Raw genomic sequence first — 18,036 nt, forward strand, 5'->3', positions numbered from 1 at the left:
CACACTAACGTAATGTAGGAGGTCCCCTCATGTTGGACAAAATCAAAGAGTTCGCATCCGAGTTTTTCGTTACGGGCGACCCGCTTATTCTAGGGGCGCAAGTATCGATAGCACTGTCGGTCGTGGCGATCGTATTTGTACTCACTTTTTTCAAAAAATGGCGTTGGCTTTGGACGGAATGGCTTACAAGCGTCGATCATAAGAAGATCGGCATCATGTACATCATTGCCTCCATTCTGATGCTGTTCCGCGGCGGCGTCGACGCATTGCTTATGCGGCTTCAGCTTGCTGCACCGCAGCTCGAATTTCTAGAGGCCGAGCACTATAACCAAATTTTCACGACGCATGGCGTTATCATGATCTTGTTCATGGCCATGCCGCTGATGTTCGGTTTATTCAATATCGTCGTACCGCTTATGATCGGCGCGCGCGACGTCGCATTCCCGTTCCTGAACTCGCTTAGCTTCTGGATGTTCTTCTTCGGGGCGATGCTGTTCAACGTATCGTTTATTATCGGCGGATCTCCGGATGCGGGCTGGCTCGCTTACCCGCCGCTTTCCGAGCTGTCGGGCAGTCCGGGCCTCGGCCAAGACTTCTATATATGGGGGATTCAAATCTCAGGTATCGGCTCGCTCGCAACGGGCATCAACTTTATCGTTACGATTCTGAAGATGCGCGCGCCTGGCATGACATTGATGAAAATGCCCATGTTCGTCTGGTCCGTCCTGTCTTCGTGCATTACGATCATATTCGCATTCCCGATCTTGACCGTTACGCTGTTCCTGCTGTTTATCGACCGCTACTTGGGCGCGCATTTCTTCACGCTCGACGGCGGCGGCAATCCGATGATGTACATCAACCTCATCTGGATGTGGGGACATCCCGAAGTTTATATCGTTATATTGCCGGCATTCGGTATTTTCTCGGAGATCGTATCGGCTTTCTCGAAGAAAAAGCTATTCGGCTACAAGTCGATGGTATTCGCTCTTATGTCGATCAGCTTCTTCTCGTTCTTCACATGGGCGCATCACTTCTTCACGATGGGCTCGGGCGCGAACGTCAATGCGTTCTTCGCCTTAACGACAATGCTCATCGCGATCCCGACAGGGGTCAAGGTGTTCAACTGGCTCTTTACGATGTACAGGGGACGGCTATCCTTCCCTACGCCAATGATGTGGACGGTCGCATTCATCCCGTGCTTCGTCATTGGGGGTATGACGGGCGTCCTGCTGTCCGTCGCGCCGGCAGACTTCCAGTTCCATAACAGCTACTTCCTGATCGCGCATTTCCACCAAGTATTGATCGGCGGCGTCGTATTCGGATATTTTGCAGGGCTATACTATTGGTGGCCGAAGATGTTCGGTTTCAAGCTTCACGAAGGTCTTGGCAAATGGGCGTTCTGGTTCTGGAACATCGGCTTCTACGTCTGCTTCATGCCGCAATACGCGCTCGGCCTTATGGGCATGACGCGCCGCGTCAACACGTACGACTTCGATATGGGCTGGCAGCCGCTTAACGTCGTTTCCACCGTCGGCGGTTTCTTGATGGGTATCGCATTCCTGTTCCAAATATGGCAAATCGCGCACAGCATTAAGTTCTTCAAGAAAGTCGACAATGGCGACAACTGGGACGGCAGAACGCTGGAATGGTCGATTCCATCGCCGGCGCCGCTCTACAACTTTGCTAGAATCCCGCAAGTACAGAGCCAGGATGACTGGTGGGAGACGAAGCAGCGCCGAGCTGCGGGCGAGCCTGAACCGGCACCTGCGCCGCTTGAGCCGATCCATATGCCGAAGAACTCCGGCATTCCGTTCATTATGTCCGTCTGCTGGTTCGTTCTAGGCTTCGGCCTCGTCTGGGATTGGCTCTGGATGGCTATACCGGGCTTCCTCGGCGTCGTAGCCTGCTTGCTGGCCCGTTCGTTCACCTACGATACCGACTATTACATTCCCGTCGATGAAGTCGAGCGGACGGAAGCTGCTCTAAGGGGGTCAAAATAATGGCACACGCGATTTCGAAAACAGCGGGAGCGCATGGCGGCGGCGATCAAGGCGGTCACCATGACGAGCACCACGGCCATCATGATCATCACGATCAAGAATCGATGAAAATGTTCGGCTTTTGGCTGTTTCTGATTACTGACGTTATCCTGTTCGGCACCTTGTTCGCGACGTTCGTCGTGCTGCGCTTCAATACGGCAGCAGGACCTACGCCGGGCGAGCTGATCGAGCTGAACGGCATCATCATATCGACGTTCATCCTGCTTACGAGCAGCTTCACGAGCGGCATCGCCGTGCTGGAGATGAACAGAGGCAACAAACGCGGGCTTATTCTATGGCTCGCCATTACAGCTCTTCTCGGGGCATCGTTTATAGGCCTTGAGGTTACCGAGTTCATTCACCTCGTTCATGAAGGAGCGAACATCGGCACCAGCGCATACTGGTCGGCGTTCTTCACTCTGGTCGGGACGCACGGACTTCACGTCTCGGTCGGTCTCGTCTGGATGGTCGCGCTCATGCTGCAGCTCTCGCGCCGCGGTATTACGCCGGTAACGAAACGCAAGGTCAGCATTATCAGCTTGTACTGGCATTTCCTTGACGTCGTATGGATCTTCGTATTCACGATCGTATACCTGATGGGGGTGATGTAGGATGGCTAACCACAACGCGCATAACGCGCATGATACGCAGCACGGCAATGGCGGGCACGGCTCGCATGAGCATGGCGGCTCGATGAAATCCTACGTCATCGGCTTCCTGCTCTCGATCGTGCTTACGATTATTCCGCTTGTCGTGGTCATGAACGACTTGCTGAGTAAGTCCGGCACGACATTGCTCATTCTAATCATGGCTGTGCTCCAATTTGCCGTTCAGCTCCTCTTCTTCATGCATATCCGCGACGAAGAGAAGCCGCGCTTTAATTTAATGGCGCTAATCTTCGGCCTCGTCATCCTGCTGACGATCGTTGCCGGCTCGATCTGGATTATGACTTACAATACCGTCGCTCATTAAGGGCAACGCATTGACGCATAGAAGAGGCTGCTCATAAGTTCGCTTATGAGCAGCCTTTTTTTGACCAGTCAACCATTATGCTGTTTGGTTTTCATTCCAAGTTACGTTTATTTCTATGAAGACAGTAATAATGGAAGGGATGATCGAGATGTCTGAAGCATCGCATCAACAACCGCTCAATGCCTTGAAATGCGTTTGTTCGAACTACGTACCGGTCAAGCAACCGTTGCGGTCCGCGGAATGGTGGCAAAACCATTTCGGACTTGAGTACGCCGTGCCGTATAATCCAGCCGAATTTCAAGCCATTCTGAAGCTATCCGATGGTCAGTGGCTTCATTTGGTGGAAACGGATGGAGTCATCGATAACCAATTTCCGAATAAGTCGGGTTACGAAATGTTCAGACTTACATTCGAGGTCAGACAAATCGAGCAGCTGTACAACCGTCTGCAAACGAAAGGCGTACGAACGGAGAATCTTGAGGATCGGGGCAGCTGCGGCATCAACTTCGTGTTCTACGATCTGGACGGCAACAAATTCGATGTTAACGAGGTCGTCCATCTGCATCGAACGCCCGAAGAAGCAGAGAAGGTCAAAGAACATCTTTTTCATGTAGCTTTATAAACAAAGCAGGGCTGCCCAAGGGTCATGGCAGCCCTTATTTCAGGAGTACGATACCGATCCATACCGCAGTCAGTTAGCCAGCGACTTGCTGTTCATCATTCTATACATGAAGCGCTGAAGCTGCTTTTCCCGGTTCATCCTCATCTGGAGATGGTCAAGCGCCGCTTTTGCCCTATCCATGAAAGCTTGGTCGCCGAACATCCGGTACAGACGCATATAATCATTGTATTCATCCAGCCACTCGTTGACGTAAGAAGCATTCATATTCATCCCTCCATCAGCTCAATGTCTAAATGGTAACGCTTCACTATGAATCTATTATAAGTTTAGGATAAAAGAAACGTAAATATTCCATATTTCGCGCGGTTCGAAAAAAAATACCCGCATTCTTGGGGAATGCGAGCTTCATCGAAGCTATCCATTAACAGCGTCTACCTTCGTTTGCGGCGCATTCGCGCATCTCTTGCACACTTTTATCGCTTTATTGTCCGATGTCGTTCTCGCGTAGAGCAGCTTGATTCTCGTGCTGACGCATACCGGACAGGTGCCGCGTCCATGCGAAGGAACGTTCCAGAGCGCTTTGCCTCTTTTCGTTTTGGCCATTGCGTATTACCCCTTTTATAGACAGATACGGGGCTATGCCGAATCAGCCCGGAGTGCTGCTCGGCACGCTCCCCTTGCCTCAATTGTAGCCGCACTGGCGCGATGTCCGAAAGGGAATAGATGGTTATGAAAAATACTTTATTGTTGTACCCGTAAGCCAAGCCTCTCTATCGGCTAGTAGCCGCGGCGTTCGATCTCCAACCCCTTCGGCAGAACGAGCGTCAATTGCGAGTCGTATGTATCGGTCACGAGACCGCCGTCTCTACGGTCAAGCGTTCCGATGACAATGTAGAGCGTATTGCCGACAATCGTCGTCTGCATCAGCTCCTTGTCCGGATTGCCGATCGGCTCGGCCGACCAATAGCGTACCTGGCCGAACAGCTTCGCCTCGCGCGTATCCGTTTCTCCAAGATCAACGCCGCCAATGGATTGCACGATGACCTTGTTCACGTTATCCGGCACTTGCAGCGAATGCGGCTCCACGAAGACGGATCGCTGCGTCACCTGCAAGCCGCGCTGCAACTCATCGAACAGACCGGTAGACATGAGCAGTGCAAGACCGAGGCTCGCAGTTCCAATGAGCCCGACAAAGAACACGCTAATCCAGTCATATCTGACAATGGCGCGATCGCTGCCGGAAAACTTCAAATAAAGCAATAGCTCCAAGCCAAGCAGAATGAATACGATCGGCGCTACCCATAACAGCATTTCATAAGCCTCAATGTCCTGCCAGATCGATACGGCAAGCGCCGTACCAATCATCATAAGCGTAACGCCCATCGAGAGCGAGCCTACCCGCCAAGTGCGTATCCCCTCGCTAGGGAGAGGACGATTCATCGTATCGATTGCGCTCATTGTATCTCCTCCTCTTGCTTGGAGTACGGGGGTGGCGGCGGTGGCGCCATCGTATCTTGCCGCCCCTCGGAATAGGTTTTGCCGCCGAACACGAGTCTCATTCCGACGATAATCATAACGAAGGCGATGACCGCAGTCGGAATCATATATTTGAATTGCAAATATTGCGTGTAAATCTCGCTTGAATACCGCGACGCCGCTTCCGCGGCTACACGGTCGAGCAAGTAATAGACGCCGAAGCTAAGCAGGGCGAAACCGAACCACCGTTGGTACGGTACAAGCTGCGTCAGTATGGGCTCGTCGCTGAGCGTCTGACGTTCATAACGCGATGTCTGTTGCAGAGCATCGAAGAACGCGAAGCACCAGAACAATGGCAGCAGGAAGAAAAAGAGCGACAGTCTCAAATTATCCATAATGTAAATCGTAAGCAGGAAGCCGCCCATCAATTGCAGGCCTCGCTTCTGAAGACCTAAGTACAGATGACCCGCTCCAGGGAATATCGATAGCGCGATCGCAAGCACCTTACTTTTGCGTCCCGAAGCGATATGCGCTTCCAGTTCTTCGAACACCGCGCGATCCTCCATACTTTCGCCGCGCTGCTTCGCATGCAGCTGCTGAATCGCATCGAACAAGCTGTAGATCCAAATAATCGGAAGGCCAAGCAAGAAGATCAGCAGTACCGCTTTGCCCATAATCACGCTCAGGAACACGATAATCGCGAACAGTCCGATAAAGGAAATCAGAAACGTAATGCCGCGCTGCATCAATCCGAGGCTCATATGGCCAAGACCGGGGAGGAAGGAGAGCAGAATCGTCCTCGTCTTTTCTTGCTGCTGCTGTTGCTGCAGGCGGTACATCTGTTGCTGCTCGTACGGATTGAAGCTGGATTCCATCCCTCCATGCCCCGGATACGATCCGAGTACCGGAGGCGCTCCTGCAGCGCCGGCGTTCACTCTGCCCGTGAACAGCGTAACCAGCATGTCGATCATATTGATGAGCCAGCTTATGGTCATAATGAATAAACCGAATAAGCCCCACTCCTCCTCCAAATTGCCCGTAATGCCGAAGAGAAAAATCATGGCAAGGATGCCGAAGAACGATCCTCCGTATAATACGAACCGTACCGGGCGGCCTAAGTAGCCATGGCCGACTCCCGGTATAAACGACAGCCAGAAAGCGGCTAACGCGCTTTTGTTCATGATAAGTTCCTGCCTCTCTGTTCATTGTACTTCGATCCGGTTCATCTATCGTCATAACGCCTTGCAATGGCGCTTATTTATTTGTATCGGCTTTCTCTAATCCCGTTCAACCATGACCCCGTGCGATCAACCATGCGATCCGACCACGATTCGGTTGGCAGCACCGGCAATTGCTCCGCCGCCTGCGGGGGCTGAACGCCTTGATCAAGCTTGGACAGCTTCTCGGACAGCCCGGCGAAAGTGCCCGTTCCCACTAATAGAAGCGTGATGGATGCTGCAATCGTATATTGAGCGACCGGATGCTGCAGCCAGGAATGGCGGCGAGCGGCGCGAGGAGTCGATTGAACACCCTTGTTCGCAGCTGCGGCTGTAACGGTGATGGCGTGTGCAACAAGCGTATCTTTCGTTGCCACCGGCTTCCCCGCTTCTTCCTCTTCATTCAGCCGAGCGATAACTTGCCTTTCCAAAGAGTCCATATCCGGCAACGCATACGACTCCGGCAGACCGTCCCCCGCTTCCGCAGCTTCGACCGTATCCATAAAACGCTGCAAGCAAATATCGCATTCGGCCAAATGCCGATCGACCGACTCGCGTTCCTGCTGGGACAGACGATGCTCTGCATAGCCCTTCATCGTATGTTCCGTTACGTGAACGTCCGCACCTTCTCTTCCTGCTGTAAGCTTGTTCATTCAAAATCCTCCTTTCGCCAATGCCGCTTCATCCAGCTTCGCGCCCGGTACAACCTGGACTCGACGCTCTTGCGTTCCAGTCCGGTTTCGGCTGCAATCTGTTCATAAGATTTGTCTTCCATATAATAAGCGGTGACAACCTCGCGATAATTACCCGGCAGCTCGTCCACCCGCTCGCGGATATGCCGTACGTTTTCTTGTTCAAGCGCAACCGCTTCCGCGGCGGGTACGCTTCCATCGTAATCCGCTTGCTCAACCTGTCGCAGGCTTGCTTCGCTTTCGTACAGTTCCTCGGGCTTCCTTGCCTTGCTGCGTTTGAAATCGATCGCTCGATTGACCGCAATTCGTGTAATCCATGTCTTCAAGCCGTCTAATCGGCATTCCGGGAGGGAGCGATAGATTTGAAGGAGCGTTTCCTGCGTTACATCCTCCGCATCATGCGGCGAATGCAGCACGGCATAGACGGTCTTGTATATATACGGACCATAAGCCTGTACGAACGGTCGGTAATGCTCGGGCCCGCCGCTCTGTACCGCCTTGATCCAATCCGTATCCTGAATGTCGCTCTCCTCCTTCCCCATATAATAGACGACAGAGACTGTCCCATACCCTGCACTTTCTTGAAAAAAAATTAGTACGCATAATCTATTCGAGCAGCATAGCTGAAGTTTTCCTTCCATAACGACGAAAACCTCACCGTTCGCAGCAATGTTCTCCCTGCGAACGGTGAGGTTCTCCTCTTTGATCGGCTATCGCCCTTTACAACTTCGGCCCCTTATACCTCAAGCGCTTGCTTGAGATCTACCGACGAACGCTCCCACCACTCGGCGTTGTGCTCAATAAGCAGCTTGCGCAGAGCGGCTTTCTCCACATCGCCAAGCTCGCCGAGAATGATGCGGCGCTTCAAGGAATAATCCAGCTTGTTGACGTGGTCGGCGAGAATCTTCCATCCGCGGCGCGCTTCCGTGTCGATCCACATCTCGCAAGCGGTAGCGCCCGCATAGTAAGCGCCCTCTTCATTGCGGTCCACCGCTACCCATACGATCCAGCATTGGCGGCCGTTCGGCGTATCCTCTCTGTTCGGCGTGAACTTGATGCCGCGCTCGATCTTGCTCTTCGCATGCATCGCGCCCACGTCGATATACGCCTCGCCATTGTCAATGATGATACAGGATACCTGGCTCAAATCGATGGTTCCGGCCCCGAAGCCTTTATGTTGTTTGTTGCTCACCACGTTGAGCGACAGTGATTTCTTCTCTTTCTTCTCTGGCTGGGCTTGCTGATTCTGATCATCCATCCCTGCATTCACACCTTCCCCGTACAATAATTACATTTTAGCTAATAATCCTCGAAAAGCAAACATATACATGCTGTAGATGCTTGTCAACGGGAGGGAAACGTTCATGACTCCACGCTACGTCAAACGAATCTTATTAGTTATGCTCGGAATCGTGCTGCTCGGCGTCTCTGTGCAGTACGGCTTCGGGAATGCTTGGCAATCGCAGTATACATACGCATTGGCTCCCGCGTCGAATTCCAAGCAGCAGCCGCCTGCCTCTGCCCCAAAAACGGCCAAGCCGCCCGTCGTGCAGCAGCCGGACACGGGCGTGGCGCCTAAGCCGCAATCGCTCAGCAAGCGTGTAGTCGAGTACCACATGAATGTCAGCTTGCGCGAGGACGTTCGGCATTTGGACGGCGATCAGCTCGTGACCTGGACCAATCCCGGCAAAAAAACGGTGTCCGAGCTCTATTTTCACCTGTATCCGAATGCCTTCCAGTCCAAGAAAACAACGTTCATGACCGAATCCGGCGGCAAGCTTCGCGAGGACAAGGCTACGGCGGACAGCCTCGGCTACATGAACCTGCTGTCTTTGCAGACGCTTGATGGCGAAAACCTGCTGCCTCGCCTCCACTACGTTCAGCCCGACGACGGCAACGAGAACGATCTTACGCTCGTCAAGCTCCGCCTGCCAGAGCCCGTTGCGCCGGGCAAGAACGTTACGCTGCGCATGGGCTTCGAGGTGAAGCTGCCGGAAGTATTCGCGCGCATGGGCTACTCCGGCAACTTCGTCATGGCGGGTCAATGGTTTCCGAAAATAGCCGTATATGAGACGACGGGAACGCGCGGACGGACCACTGAAGGTTGGAACGTGCATCAGTATCACGGCAATTCGGAGTTCTATAGCGACTTCGGTATTTACAGCGTGAAGATCAACGTGCCCGAGTCCTACATCGTTGCGGCGACCGGCTTTCAGACGAAGACGGCCGAGGGAAGCAACGGGCGGAAGTCGTATCAATTCTATGCGGAAGACGTGCACGACTTCGCATGGTCGGCATCGCCAGACTTCGTCTTCGCGGAGGAGGCGTTCTCGGCTGCGGGCGTGCCGGGCGTACGCATTAAGCTGTACCTTGACCCGCTGCATGCCGACCTGAAAGAGCGTTACATGCATGCAGCCAAGTCCGCGCTCTCCAAGTACGCGCAGTGGTACGGCGAATACCCGTACAGCACGCTGTCGATCGTCGTCCCGCCGAAAGGCGGCAACGGCGCTGGCGGCATGGAATACCCGACTCTCGTCACCGCGTTCGCTGCCGAGAAGGCGAATCCCGGCTATGATCTGGAGCGAACGGTTGTCCATGAGATCGGCCACCAATATTGGTACGGCATGGTCGCCTCCAATGAATTCGAGGAAGCTTGGCTCGATGAAGGCTTCACCTCCTACGCCGAGGATATGGTCATGGAGTCCGCGTACGGACTTGAACCGAATCTGCGGATCGAGGCAAGCTATATGACCGACCCTGCGCCGCTTAAGCAGCCCTCATGGGCTTACAGCAGCCATGATCAATATGCGGAGAACGTCTATTTACGGGCGAAGCTCGTCCTTGTCGGCATCCGGAATCAGGTCGGCGACAAAACGATGGCGAAGATTATGCGGACTTATTTTCAGAAATACAAATTCAAGCACCCTTCCACCGCCGACTTCCAGCGCGTCGTCGAGCAAGTGACCAAGACGAAGTGGCATGACTACTTCAGCGGGTATGTGTACGCGAACCAAATGTCCGACTACTCGGTCGAGTCGATCCAAGTGAAGCCTACCGAACAAGATGGACAACGACTCTATGAATCGACCGTGCTCATTAAGAGAAACGGCGGCGTAGGCAGCCAAATACCGATCACGCTGCAATTCACGGACGGCGCGACAGTGACGAAGCTATGGGACGCCGAAGAATCGCATGTCCAGCTAACGCAACTGCATACTGCGCCGCTGCAATGGGCGATGATCGATTCGGGGCATTCGAACGTACTCGACAATAAGCTCATCAACAACTATATGCAGGCGGATCTGCCGGACAAGACGCGTATCCGGTGGGGCATCAGCGTATCGAAGCTGATCGAGGGTTTGTTAGGCACGATGAGCTGGTAAGTATAAGCGCGCAAGGAGCGATCGAATATGAAAATATATATGAAGCAAGGCTGGCAGCTTGCGGTCAAGCACTTCCACCTCATCATTCTGTTATTTCTGTATCAGTTGCTATGGGGCTTCTTCCTCTATCGGTTTATCGATTCGGTCGTCTCGCCCTTGCTGCGGCGGTTTCCGGCTGATTACCCGTCCGACACGGCCGTCCATCTCTTCCTGACCGAAGCGCAGTTCCAACTGCTGAAGACCGACATCCTTATGCCCTATGTATGGATGCTCGGCGGCCTGTTCGTTATCCGCATGCTGCTGACACCGCTGTTTAATGCCGGATTATTTTATTCGCTGCACCACTCGAGCACGAGGAGCGGAGGCGCAACCGGCGGCGGCGGGACCAAATTCATCGAAGGCATTCGCAAGGCCTGGAAGCCGGTCATGCTTCTCTACTGGCTGGAGGCCGTACTGGCGCTTGCTCCAGCATGGTGGGTGCTGCCTCACACGCTCGAAGCTTACCTGCAAGGCGATTCCACCGCCGACCTGCTGCAAGCCGTCCTTCCCGGCGCCGGGCTATGGCTGCTCTGGGGTTCGCTGCTGCATCTGCTCTTCCTGGCGATGCAGCTCGGAGCAGCCTCGAACGAAGGCATCCTCCACTCGCTCTGGCGCGCGCTGAGACACATCGTCTCTTATGCCGCCATCTCGCTCGTCATGTGGGCAATCGGAGCAGGCTTAGGCCTTCTCATCACCAGCGTATCGCTGTTATGGGCCGGTCTATTTGCTCTCGTTCTACATCAAGGCTACAACCTGGTACGCACGCTCGTACGTGTATGGACTATCGCTTCCCAATATGAATGCCTGCAATCGCAATCGAAGTAGCTTTGCAAGGCTTAAGCTGCTTTCGCGGTTTTCTAACGCAGCCCCGAATTCACGCCTGCTCGATCATGGCGAATTCGGGGTTTTTCGCGTTTCCTCGAAAATGAGAATGTTCTCACGGATAGGACCTGGGGTCATACTTTACGGCAAATCCACATAATTAATGAAAATGAGTAATTAAATTATAGGTTGTAAGCCCTATTTCAGGTCTTATTATTACATGAAAAATGATAAAACGTACTTGTCTTACAAAAGGTTACATGAGAATTATTAGAATTTGCCAAGAAAGGCAGGAGATCAATGAAAAAAATCGAATAATTCTCAAGACAAAACAAAACTGCCTAATTTCCTAGCGGAAAACGGGGGAACCACTCTGGGTGAATTGATTCTGACGCCACGGCTATAAGTCATACCGCCTCTCTAGAAGACGGCACCGTCGACTTGTTCGTAGCGCCTGAGGAATCATAGGGAACCTTCAACCGAACCCCACAGCTAACCTCGTCGGCACCGGAAGGAGTTTCACAATTGAAAAAGATTACCGTAATGCTTTTGGGGCTTGCGATCTTGCTCGCTTTTCAAGCGGGAAGCGCTTTCGCAGACTCCAAAATGAACGGATTTATCAATGACGTCATTGGTACTCCGTACAAGAGCGGCGGCACGACCGCGAAAGGCTTCGACTGCTCCGGCTTCACGAACTATGTGTTCGCCAAGATGGGCATCGATCTTCCGCGCGTTTCCTCCGACCAAGCAACAGTTGGCACGAAGGTCGCTAAGACAGACCTCATTGCCGGGGATCTTGTGTTCTTCGACACAAGCGGCGGCAACAACAGCGCCATCTCCCACGTCGGTATCTACATAGGGGACGGCAAGTTCGTACACGCTTCGGTTAGCCGCGGCGTTGTAGTCGACAAGATCGATTCCTCTTACTACAAACCTCGTTATGTGACAGCACGTCGCATTCTAGGCGAGGAAGCCTTCACTACTTACGCCGACGCTAAATAGTGTCACCCTTTAAACAACAAAGCCGCAGAATGTTTGTCCGTTTGTGACAATCAGCCTGTGGCTTTGTTGTACAATCTTAAGGGGTGCCGAGTCAGCATATGATGCAATCTAAATATTTTTTTGCAACATATTTTGGACATATGCGTTTAACCATTATCGAGGCTGCCAGTATTGGCTACAATGAAAATATCTAATCACACAACAAGAGGCTAATGGGTATAAAGAAGAGATAAAAAAGCATGGCAGGCTACAAAGGGGGACAACACCATCCATATAAAAAAGCTACGAACTATATTTATCGGCATCTTATTACTTCTCGCAGCTATATTTGGTTTCTTCTGGCTATATTTTTCGTACTCGCAATCTGATATTCCCTCTGAAACCAAAAGGATCGTAACTGTAAAAGACATTAGTGATTATGAACAAGAATACAATGATAGTTTAGTTGGGGACTTTAAATTAAACCGTAAATTCGAATATACTATCGAAACAACGGAAACAGAACCGTTTTCCGTGTTAACAACACGTTATACCAAGTTTTATAAGCTTAATGCCGAGAACGAAAGAGAAGAGATTTCCATCGATACCCTTGAACCCGATGACACGTTAGAAATATGGGTCTGGTCAACAACCACATTTGGCGGTGAGCTTATCGAAGCAACCGAAATAACCGTATTACAAAGCAGAGAGTAGGGGATAAACCCTACTCTTTGCTGTTGCAGATTTAGTTGGTATTGGCCAACGTAACCGCATTATAGATGTAACGTCCCGGTGCACCGTCGCTGCCTCGATCTTGGATCAGTGCGCCATTTGCATGAACCTGCATTTGGGCACTGCCGCTTCCATCCAAGAAAATTCCATCAAAGCACCCAAGTTCCTTAAGAGTGTCCCGCATGCTGTATAGACTTTCATTGTTGCCGTTTTTGGAAATTAACAGGAAAGCAATATGCTGACCATTTTCCACTTTTAGGCCAATAGCGCTTCTTTCGGTAATTGCTAATGTACCATAAACAGACCATTTTTCTTGATCTTCGTGAAGTGTCTTCCAAGCGCTATTGCTAAGGTTGAGCGCCAGGCTGCCTCCTCCGATTATGTTACGATAGTCGAGATTTGCGCCCAAATCCTGCTTAATCTCGTTGATATCTTTAGCACGCGTGATGACACTCAAAGTTTTACTCGTAGCTGTATCATAGAACGTTACCAGCGTCCCGCGTTGACGTGTATCGGTTGCAGAAGGACCGTTATAGGTGCAAACACCGGTCGTTTGGCCTTTGAACCAGTTAATCGAGAGCGGAGTAGTGGGCGGTGTACCGTAGCCGCCGGCAGGCTCGGCGAAAAATCCGCCATTAATCCCATAGTAGGACGTATCGCACAACGGCTTCTTGATTACGACATTTTTTAGATTGCTCACATGCGTTTTAATGACACGAAATGGGCCTTGCTCAAAGTACGAATAGTTAATTGCCATTTTGAATTCCTCCTAGAAAGTTATGAATGACTGGAATCTGAATATGAATCAATTAGAGGCAGTAGTTCAGGATACCAAGGTTACTGCTGTATCCCTCAGCGGCAATCGTGGGAACTTCCACCACAGCCTGTCCTCGGAGAAGTACTCGTTACTTCTCTTTCTGATCGTTGTTGGCTGATAATATATAAAGTGTCGTGCGTTGATTAAATAACAACTAGGACTGACAAATTTTTTTAGGAATCTATTTAATCATTAATAACAGTCGCTTGGATAACCTCGAATGTCTAAATATATCACGATTTCGCATTTTACTTACGAACATTGCTGGAACTTTCATTGAATTAGATGCACTGTATTCCATCGACGTTTTCAGCAAGACTTGAAGATCTTGCTTATCTTGTAATCAACGAAAAAAAGCTATTCTTAAGAGGTCGATTCAACCTTTTAAGAATAGCTTCTTCATTGATGGGGGTTGCCCTCTACGAACGGCCCTCACGCCGCTGCGATTGCCCTCTACCCAGCACGAGCATTACAGCCAAAACGAGCAGCATAATTAGAACGAGCGAGCTGACGTACCAAAGCGTGACCCCGCCGTCATATCGGTCCATGAACCAGCCGGTAACACGGGGAAAGATCGCCCCGCCAAGTCCGCCGCACGCTACGAGCAAGCTCGTCGTCCGCTCGGTCATGCCCGGGATCAGCGCATTCGCATAGACAAGCGCAATGCCGAAGATACCCGAGAAGAACAGTCCGCTTAATGCGACGAAGAAGAGCATCCAACTTAGCTGTCCCATTAGCGCCATCAGCGCGAATACGATCGTTGCCCCGCCGGTCGCGATGAACAAATACTTCGCATACCCCATCTTCTCGGCGAGCGCGCCCGCGAATATGCGCCCGAACACCATCGTCGCCCAGAACAGGCTAAGCGCCGCCGCCGCGCTCGACTCGTCTACTTGCGAACGCTCAATGAGCAAGGAAGGCAAATAGTTGGAGAAGCTCATCTCCATGCCGACATAGATCATGAAGAAGGCAGCCGACAGCAGCAAGAACGGAAGCGCAGTACGCGGATAACCGAATAAGCCGGTTCTTGCGCCTGCAGCCCCTTGCCCCAGGCTATCGCTTGAAGGCGTACCGCTCACCGTTGCTTTGGGTTGATATCCGATCTGCTCGTCCAGCTTGCCGAAGGACATCGTCAGCCATAATACGAACGTAACGCCTGAGAGCGCCGCCAATATGGGAAAAGAAACCTGCCATACGTTCTGAGCGATCAAATAGGCGGCCGCAACCGGAATAATAAGCGCACCGACGCCGAAGAACGTCTCCAACCGGCTCATCGCCGACGCCTTGCCTTTGGCTAGGTCGATAATCATCGCGCCGACGACCGCTTCCGTCATGCCGAAGCCGAAGCCTGCGAGCGGTGCGATGGCAAGCATCCAGCCCCACGGAAGCAGCAAGCTATAAGCAGCCTCGCTTAAAGTAAGCACGCCGATCGCAATAAGCACTGCGCCTCGCTTGCCGATTCTCGCCGTAATGGAGGGCGCGAATACAACGCCGACCAGGAAGCCGAGAAATTGATTCATAATCCATTGTCCGCCGTCTTTGTATGTAAGCCCATAGTAATCGATCAATTGCTCCAGAATCGCCCCGCCTACCACATGCGCAATGCCGATAACCAAGTAGGATAGGCAACCGATCCATATTAACTTCTTCATGCTGTAGTTCTCCTTATGCGCGCGCGCCTTCTGGCGCCTATCTGATATAATTATTCGTACGTATCCAATTCGATTGCTCCGAGTGGAGGTTCATAAGGAATTGAAACATGTAAACCGTTCTACCTATTATAAACGCAATCCGATTCAAATGACCATACGTCCGCTGGAAATACAGCATGCCGCCGAAATATGCGACTGGGTATACGAACCGCCCTACGACATCTACCGCTGGCCATCTTGGGAACACATGCAAAAGGACGAAATCGAATTCGGCGATCCCGTCCTGCGTGCCTTGCAATACATAGCGATCGTCGACGACAGCTCTGCGCTGATCGGCTTCGCCCAGCTCTTCCCCATGACCGGAGTAACCAGGCTCGGACTCGGACTTCGGCCGGATCTATGCAGCCTTGGGCTTGGCCCTGCCTTCTCCCGGCTTGTCGCGCTCGAAGCACGGAGACGAGAGCCGCAGCATGAGATCGATCTCGAGGTGCTCGCTTGGAATACGCGCGCCGTCCGTGCCTATGAGCGAGGCGGCTTCCGCATTACCGACACGTATGCCCGTCCTTCGCAGAGCGGCTACGCCGAATGCCACTGCATGGTGTTCGAGCCGAAAGATCAGAACGACTGAGCGCCATGTTCCATATCGACTAAATCCGCGAATAAAATAAGTCCGGGTCCGACAAGTACCGATATCGTCCGTATCCACGCATGCGTATCAAGGTCGATATAAGCTCTCGACACGATCGATCTTCGATCCTCGTTCATCTGAACGAGATTCGGCACGAAATACGGCCGCCAGCACCAGTTCGCGCCGCGGAATTGATCCTCGCTCCGCCATGAACCGTCGAGCTCGCGGCAATAGTTGGCCGATAGCTGAATGCCGTCCTGATTGCATAAATATACGCGAATATAACCCGAATCCAGCTCCGGCAGCAGCTGCAGGGCCCAGCCGTCTTTGTCGTCCATGTTGCCCGCTTTCTCCCTAATACGCGCGAGCTTCTTCGCAAGCTGCTCGGCCTTCACTTGCCAATCCCGCTCCGAGATGACGTGATGCAGCAGATGTCTCTCAAGCTCTTCTATTATAATAGCAGCAAAACTGTCCGAAGCGCGGAAATCGGCCTCGGCCTTGGCGAACATGAAGCCTTGCACATAACGCGCGCCCGCCTGGATGGAACGGGCAAGATCCTCTCTTGTCTCGACGCCCTCTACGAGCAAGGAGGCGCCGATCAACTCCGCCATATCCGAGAAAGAGCGAAGCACGCCGAAGTAACCGTCATGCGTGGCGCTCTTTTTAATCATATGAATATCGATTTTCAGCAAATTCGGTTGAATCTGCGCGATACGGTCGAAGCTGCTGAAACCGCTCCCTACATCGTCTATCGCAATTTGGCAGCCTTGTTCGCGATAGAGATCGACGACCGTACGAAGCACCTCCATTGAACCTCGGAAGCTCTGCTCCGTAATCTCGATAACGACTCTTCGCGGATCGATGCCGTATTTCTGAAGCAGCGATAACGTGAACAGCTCACCCGATTGCTCATAGCGATAAATCCAAGAGGGCTTCAAATTAATGAACAACATCGGAGGATCTTCCGTCCGGCCCAGCTTCGCGAAAGCTTGCTCGCGCAACAGCCGGTCAACGAGGATATGCTCCTCGTCCGGTACCGATTCATCGCTAAAGAAAGGCCCCAAACTGCGTACAAAATCTCCTTTGACCGCTCTAGCCAACACCTCATAGCCCATGATTCGCCTCGTATCCATCGCAATGATCGGTTGATAGTAGGCCGCTAGCTTCTCGCCATTTAGACCTAGCGCTTTCGGCAGTGCTAACGTCGTCCGAGCATCACTCATAGCGCTCTCCTTCGTGTCATTCTCATGTTATATTTCCTGCCATCTAATGAGTATCATTGTAAAGGAAGCGACATTAATTGTAAAGAAGCGACATTGCAAGCTTCAAAGCGCTTTTTTGTCGAAGAGCGTCTGTTTTTTGGTGGGCACATAGGAAAGAAAAGCCCGGTTAGATGAGCCTGACAATACGCGTAACTTGATCGCTCTGGGACACCTCTATAATATGATGCTTACTGTTGTAAGTAATGACACCCCCGGCTACCTCGATCTCCGGATTTTCGCCCAGTCCGAAAAATACGTCGTCTGCGAGAGCCTCCATCACCTCATGCCGGTCATCCTCATGCAGCGCTTCCCATTCCTCGGTTTCCATCTCGAAAAACGTATAGCTGTTCTCGATTTCCGCAACGGCCTCCGTCAACTCTTTCAAAATATCCGCGTATTCTCTCGCATGTCTTACTCCCATGTTCATTTCCCGCCTTCTATTATCGTTATTGGACTAGCTTCGAATGCCATCATCAGACTTCGGCGTCTGAATGAATATTGCCTTATAGACTTATTTTACATCATTTCGACAATATTAAACGTCTTCCGCTCCAAATCGTCGCGTTTACTCTAATCTCAGCAACCCTATTTGTCGATAATAATAGAAGTAGACAAGCGTAAACGGCTGACGCCGTACTTTGGCGGGTCAGTAACCGTTTCGCGGTGAATTCTAAGCGTCTATAAGAACGAAAACCTTATACA

Annotated in this window: 19 protein-coding genes and 1 riboswitch; of the genes, 8 read left to right on the top strand and 11 right to left on the bottom strand. The window is 51.9% G+C overall.

The genetic code is table 11. From position 1 onward, the window contains the following. Nucleotides 1-29 precede the first annotated feature (29 nt). The 4 genes from J2T14_RS29530 to J2T14_RS29545 all read left to right on the top strand — a co-directional run bounded on the left by J2T14_RS29530 (nt 30) and on the right by J2T14_RS29545 (nt 3,633). Nucleotides 30-2,000: a cbb3-type cytochrome c oxidase subunit I gene (locus tag J2T14_RS29530; protein ID WP_307208400.1), complete on the top strand. Its 1,971-nt coding sequence runs from the start codon at nt 30-32 to the stop codon at nt 1,998-2,000. Continuing rightward, on the top strand, nt 2,000-2,650 hold the full coding sequence (gene cyoC / locus J2T14_RS29535; protein WP_307476730.1) for a cytochrome o ubiquinol oxidase subunit III: 651 nt from the start codon (nt 2,000-2,002) through the stop codon (nt 2,648-2,650). Before J2T14_RS29530 ends, cyoC begins: the two co-directional genes overlap by 1 nt. Nucleotide 2,651: 1 nt before the next feature. Continuing rightward, nucleotides 2,652-3,011, top strand: coding sequence for a cytochrome o ubiquinol oxidase subunit IV (cyoD, locus tag J2T14_RS29540; RefSeq protein ID WP_373458234.1), 360 nt, complete (start codon nt 2,652-2,654; stop codon nt 3,009-3,011). Between the two features lie 148 nt (nt 3,012-3,159). Continuing rightward, nucleotides 3,160-3,633: a VOC family protein gene (locus J2T14_RS29545; protein ID WP_307476732.1), complete on the top strand. Its 474-nt coding sequence runs from the start codon at nt 3,160-3,162 to the stop codon at nt 3,631-3,633. 69 nt (nt 3,634-3,702) lie between these two features. Here the strand turns inward: J2T14_RS29545 and J2T14_RS29550 are convergent, their stop codons facing one another. The 7 genes from J2T14_RS29550 to J2T14_RS29580 form a co-directional block, all read right to left on the bottom strand. Further along, nucleotides 3,703-3,897 carry a hypothetical protein gene (locus J2T14_RS29550; protein ID WP_307208395.1) on the bottom strand — a complete coding sequence of 65 codons (195 nt, stop codon included), beginning with the start codon at nt 3,895-3,897 and terminating at the stop codon, nt 3,703-3,705. 150 nt (nt 3,898-4,047) lie between these two features. Then, the gene (locus J2T14_RS29555; RefSeq protein ID WP_307476734.1) at nt 4,048-4,236 is read right to left on the bottom strand and encodes a hypothetical protein; all 189 of its coding nucleotides are present in this window, start codon (nt 4,234-4,236) and stop codon (nt 4,048-4,050) included. 174 nt (nt 4,237-4,410) lie between these two features. Further along, nucleotides 4,411-5,091, bottom strand: a complete 681-nt coding sequence (locus J2T14_RS29560; protein WP_307476737.1) for a hypothetical protein — start codon at nt 5,089-5,091, stop codon at nt 4,411-4,413. After that, a complete protein-coding gene (locus J2T14_RS29565) occupies nt 5,088-6,290 on the bottom strand; it encodes a hypothetical protein (protein WP_307476739.1) in 1,203 nt (400 codons plus the stop codon). The genes J2T14_RS29560 and J2T14_RS29565 overlap by 4 nt, the downstream gene beginning before the upstream one ends. Nucleotides 6,291-6,367: 77 nt before the next feature. Then, the gene (locus J2T14_RS29570; protein ID WP_307476741.1) at nt 6,368-6,979 is read right to left on the bottom strand and encodes a hypothetical protein; all 612 of its coding nucleotides are present in this window, start codon (nt 6,977-6,979) and stop codon (nt 6,368-6,370) included. Next, nucleotides 6,976-7,659 carry an RNA polymerase sigma factor gene (locus J2T14_RS29575; RefSeq protein ID WP_307476743.1) on the bottom strand — a complete coding sequence of 228 codons (684 nt, stop codon included), beginning with the start codon at nt 7,657-7,659 and terminating at the stop codon, nt 6,976-6,978. The genes J2T14_RS29570 and J2T14_RS29575 overlap by 4 nt, the downstream gene beginning before the upstream one ends. 95 nt (nt 7,660-7,754) lie before the next feature. Continuing rightward, a complete protein-coding gene (locus J2T14_RS29580; RefSeq protein ID WP_307476745.1) occupies nt 7,755-8,276 on the bottom strand; it encodes a YwhD family protein in 522 nt (173 codons plus the stop codon). A 106-nt stretch (nt 8,277-8,382) separates the two neighbouring features. On the opposite strand from J2T14_RS29580, the gene J2T14_RS29585 reads away from it, so the two are divergent. The 3 genes from J2T14_RS29585 (at nt 8,383) to J2T14_RS29595 (ending at nt 12,264) form a co-directional block, all read left to right on the top strand. Beyond that, nucleotides 8,383-10,401, top strand: a complete 2,019-nt coding sequence (locus J2T14_RS29585; RefSeq protein WP_307476746.1) for a M1 family metallopeptidase — start codon at nt 8,383-8,385, stop codon at nt 10,399-10,401. 27 nt (nt 10,402-10,428) lie between these two features. Continuing rightward, nucleotides 10,429-11,265 (top strand): hypothetical protein, encoded by an 837-nt coding sequence (locus J2T14_RS29590; RefSeq protein ID WP_307476749.1) that lies wholly within the window; start codon nt 10,429-10,431, stop codon nt 11,263-11,265. Between the two features lie 325 nt (nt 11,266-11,590). Continuing rightward, nucleotides 11,591-11,784, top strand: a riboswitch (cyclic di-AMP (ydaO/yuaA leader). Between the two features lie 3 nt (nt 11,785-11,787). Next, on the top strand, nt 11,788-12,264 hold the full coding sequence (locus tag J2T14_RS29595) for a C40 family peptidase (protein WP_373458235.1): 477 nt from the start codon (nt 11,788-11,790) through the stop codon (nt 12,262-12,264). A gap of 724 nt (nt 12,265-12,988) precedes the next feature. On the opposite strand, the gene J2T14_RS29600 is transcribed toward J2T14_RS29595, so the two are convergent. Together J2T14_RS29600 and J2T14_RS29605 are read right to left on the bottom strand one after the other, a co-directional pair. Further along, entirely contained in the window at nt 12,989-13,732 is a 744-nt protein-coding gene (locus J2T14_RS29600; protein WP_307476751.1) for a phosphodiester glycosidase family protein, read from the bottom strand. Between the two features lie 479 nt (nt 13,733-14,211). Further along, nucleotides 14,212-15,444, bottom strand: coding sequence for an MFS transporter (locus tag J2T14_RS29605; protein WP_307476753.1), 1,233 nt, complete (start codon nt 15,442-15,444; stop codon nt 14,212-14,214). 148 nt (nt 15,445-15,592) lie between these two features. On the opposite strand from J2T14_RS29605, the gene J2T14_RS29610 reads away from it, so the two are divergent. Continuing rightward, on the top strand, nt 15,593-16,072 hold the full coding sequence (locus J2T14_RS29610) for a GNAT family N-acetyltransferase (RefSeq protein WP_307476792.1): 480 nt from the start codon (nt 15,593-15,595) through the stop codon (nt 16,070-16,072). Here the strand turns inward: J2T14_RS29610 and J2T14_RS29615 are convergent. Further along, a complete protein-coding gene (locus J2T14_RS29615; RefSeq protein WP_307476755.1) occupies nt 16,060-17,295 on the bottom strand; it encodes an EAL domain-containing protein in 1,236 nt (411 codons plus the stop codon). The two genes, J2T14_RS29610 and J2T14_RS29615, sit on opposite strands and share 13 nt — an antisense overlap. Before the next feature lie 166 nt (nt 17,296-17,461). Next, nucleotides 17,462-17,755 (bottom strand): hypothetical protein, encoded by a 294-nt coding sequence (locus tag J2T14_RS29620; RefSeq protein ID WP_307208383.1) that lies wholly within the window; start codon nt 17,753-17,755, stop codon nt 17,462-17,464. Nucleotides 17,756-18,036: the final 281 nt, after the last annotated feature.

The sequence above is a fragment of the Paenibacillus harenae genome (assembly GCF_030812415.1).
Taxonomy (GTDB): Bacteria; Bacillota; Bacilli; order Paenibacillales; family Paenibacillaceae; genus Pristimantibacillus; species Pristimantibacillus harenae_A.

Excerpts from the sequence above, each read along its gene's own strand:
- J2T14_RS29530 (WP_307208400.1), top strand. The coding sequence starts at position 30 with ATGTTGGACAAAATCAAAGAGTTCGCATCCGAGTTTTTCGTTACGGGC.
- cyoC (WP_307476730.1), top strand. The coding sequence starts at position 2,000 with ATGGCACACGCGATTTCGAAAACAGCGGGAGCGCATGGCGGCGGCGAT.
- cyoD (WP_373458234.1), top strand. The coding sequence starts at position 2,652 with ATGGCTAACCACAACGCGCATAACGCGCATGATACGCAGCACGGCAAT.
- J2T14_RS29545 (WP_307476732.1), top strand. The coding sequence starts at position 3,160 with ATGTCTGAAGCATCGCATCAACAACCGCTCAATGCCTTGAAATGCGTT.
- J2T14_RS29550 (WP_307208395.1), bottom strand. The coding sequence starts at position 3,897 with ATGAATGCTTCTTACGTCAACGAGTGGCTGGATGAATACAATGATTAT.
- J2T14_RS29555 (WP_307476734.1), bottom strand. The coding sequence starts at position 4,236 with ATGGCCAAAACGAAAAGAGGCAAAGCGCTCTGGAACGTTCCTTCGCAT.
- J2T14_RS29560 (WP_307476737.1), bottom strand. The coding sequence starts at position 5,091 with ATGAGCGCAATCGATACGATGAATCGTCCTCTCCCTAGCGAGGGGATA.
- J2T14_RS29565 (WP_307476739.1), bottom strand. The coding sequence starts at position 6,290 with ATGAACAAAAGCGCGTTAGCCGCTTTCTGGCTGTCGTTTATACCGGGA.
- J2T14_RS29570 (WP_307476741.1), bottom strand. The coding sequence starts at position 6,979 with ATGAACAAGCTTACAGCAGGAAGAGAAGGTGCGGACGTTCACGTAACG.
- J2T14_RS29575 (WP_307476743.1), bottom strand. The coding sequence starts at position 7,659 with ATGGAAGGAAAACTTCAGCTATGCTGCTCGAATAGATTATGCGTACTA.
- J2T14_RS29580 (WP_307476745.1), bottom strand. The coding sequence starts at position 8,276 with ATGGATGATCAGAATCAGCAAGCCCAGCCAGAGAAGAAAGAGAAGAAA.
- J2T14_RS29585 (WP_307476746.1), top strand. The coding sequence starts at position 8,383 with ATGACTCCACGCTACGTCAAACGAATCTTATTAGTTATGCTCGGAATC.
- J2T14_RS29590 (WP_307476749.1), top strand. The coding sequence starts at position 10,429 with ATGAAAATATATATGAAGCAAGGCTGGCAGCTTGCGGTCAAGCACTTC.
- J2T14_RS29600 (WP_307476751.1), bottom strand. The coding sequence starts at position 13,732 with ATGGCAATTAACTATTCGTACTTTGAGCAAGGCCCATTTCGTGTCATT.
- J2T14_RS29605 (WP_307476753.1), bottom strand. The coding sequence starts at position 15,444 with ATGAAGAAGTTAATATGGATCGGTTGCCTATCCTACTTGGTTATCGGC.
- J2T14_RS29610 (WP_307476792.1), top strand. The coding sequence starts at position 15,593 with ATGACCATACGTCCGCTGGAAATACAGCATGCCGCCGAAATATGCGAC.
- J2T14_RS29615 (WP_307476755.1), bottom strand. The coding sequence starts at position 17,295 with ATGAGTGATGCTCGGACGACGTTAGCACTGCCGAAAGCGCTAGGTCTA.
- J2T14_RS29620 (WP_307208383.1), bottom strand. The coding sequence starts at position 17,755 with ATGGGAGTAAGACATGCGAGAGAATACGCGGATATTTTGAAAGAGTTG.